The 1485-nt window shown below is 44.8% G+C and carries 3 protein-coding genes; all 3 read right to left on the reverse strand.

What is annotated here, in order from left to right; all coding sequences use genetic code 11:
* The coding region (locus tag ACFXHA_RS45620) for a hypothetical protein (protein ID WP_379367740.1) at positions 1-322 on the reverse strand (322 nt) is incomplete at its 3' end.
* A 315-nt stretch (positions 323-637) separates the two neighbouring features.
* Positions 638-1279, reverse strand: a complete 642-nt coding sequence (locus ACFXHA_RS45625; protein WP_376642745.1) for a hypothetical protein — start codon at positions 1277-1279, stop codon at positions 638-640.
* Positions 1257-1485: hypothetical protein (locus tag ACFXHA_RS45630; protein ID WP_379367741.1), on the reverse strand; the 229-nt coding region annotated here is incomplete at its 5' end. The genes ACFXHA_RS45625 and ACFXHA_RS45630, both read right to left, overlap by 23 nt.

Genomic DNA, 1485 nt, shown 5'->3' on the forward strand with positions numbered 1-1485 from the left:
GGTTTAAGCTGTATAGGTGAAGGGCTTCGCCTGACACAACAAAAGGACGGAATCCACTGTTTAATTCCAGTGCAATATTTCTGATAATCTGGTATGGTGAAAATGGTTTAGTTGGAATTGCCGCGTTCTGCGATTTGAGAGAGACAGTCGCGTCAAATTCAACTAAAATTTGTGATAGCAGGCGTACTTTCGGTAGGTTGAATGATACCGTTTGTGCGTCCTCTGTCACTGTCTGTGTACCCATCATCTGCCATGTTTGGCGGGTAGCCTGCGAGAATAGTTGAGCCTTTGCCTGTGCTGATAGTTGCTGTTGAGTTGCCATAAATTAAAATTCCTCCTTAGACTTCTGCCGCGATTGTAGATACAACCGGGATATGATATTTTGCTGAAGCTTTCTTAATAATCCACATGAAAACCATCGTGATAAATACAGTAATGAACGTATGAACTAACCATTTAACCTTCATGCTTTTTTCCTCCTTATACTGCGTTTACTAATTGCGTCACACCGTTAACCGGATGCTTCGTGACAATAACCTTTGTTACGACAATGACCATCATTGTGAATAGCGCAATGACAATCATGTTCTTCAGCCCGACACCTGCAAATTTTCGTGTCTCCAAGTCATCACCTCCTTTAAAGCTTCAATTTTGCTAGTACCGGGTTTTGCATACCCACTTTCCAATACCAAAAATTGTGCCCGCCGGGTTGCTCCATAAATTGCGGCATCCCTGTTGCTTTCACAATCTTTTTACGGTCATCCGGGTTTTGCATGGTGAAAATGAAATAGTGTGAACTGTTGGCCATAGCAATGACCGGAATGTCTGTTGGGCGCTGGGTACAAGCCCAAACGACTGCTTCTTTCGAACGCCCGCGCGTGTATAAGGCTTTCAATTCTTTCGGGTAGTTATGGGCGCTTGGCGCGACTTCCATTAATTCGTCTATCCATAGAATCGTATTTTCACGCTTGTACACCCAGCTCATGAGCGCGTTGTAATATTCCGGCTCTAATTCTTCAGCGACCGGGCAATAGATAATTTTCGGCGTCTCGACCTCGGACACGTCTTCCAATCGGTGAACCACAGTAAAGTCCTTACCTTCCTGCAAGCCATGCCACAATTCCTGCCGTTTCTTGCGGCGCTCGTGTACTTCGCCTTTCGTATCAAGCTTTACCACATGGTCTTTCCCAGCGAGATATACCTCAGCGACAACCGATTTACCTGTACCGGTTTGACCACAGATAAAAACGTGTTCGTCATCGCCAATTGTCATTCGCATGTTTTCCACTTCCTTTCGTGCTGTAAGCTTTCACAACACGCTTCACGCCTTTACCTCTTTTCATAGCAGCCATGATGGACGGTTTCGGGATTTTGTCGTAAGGGATTTTCTCCACAACTAAAAATTCCTCGCCCTGTTCGATAATGTCCAAGTGTTCAAACCAATAACGGCTGTATTCATGCATGGGGATGTTGTAATAGAAGTCA

Source organism: Nocardia sp. NPDC059240 (assembly GCF_042753865.1).
Classification (GTDB): domain Bacteria; phylum Actinomycetota; class Actinomycetes; order Mycobacteriales; family Mycobacteriaceae; genus Nocardia.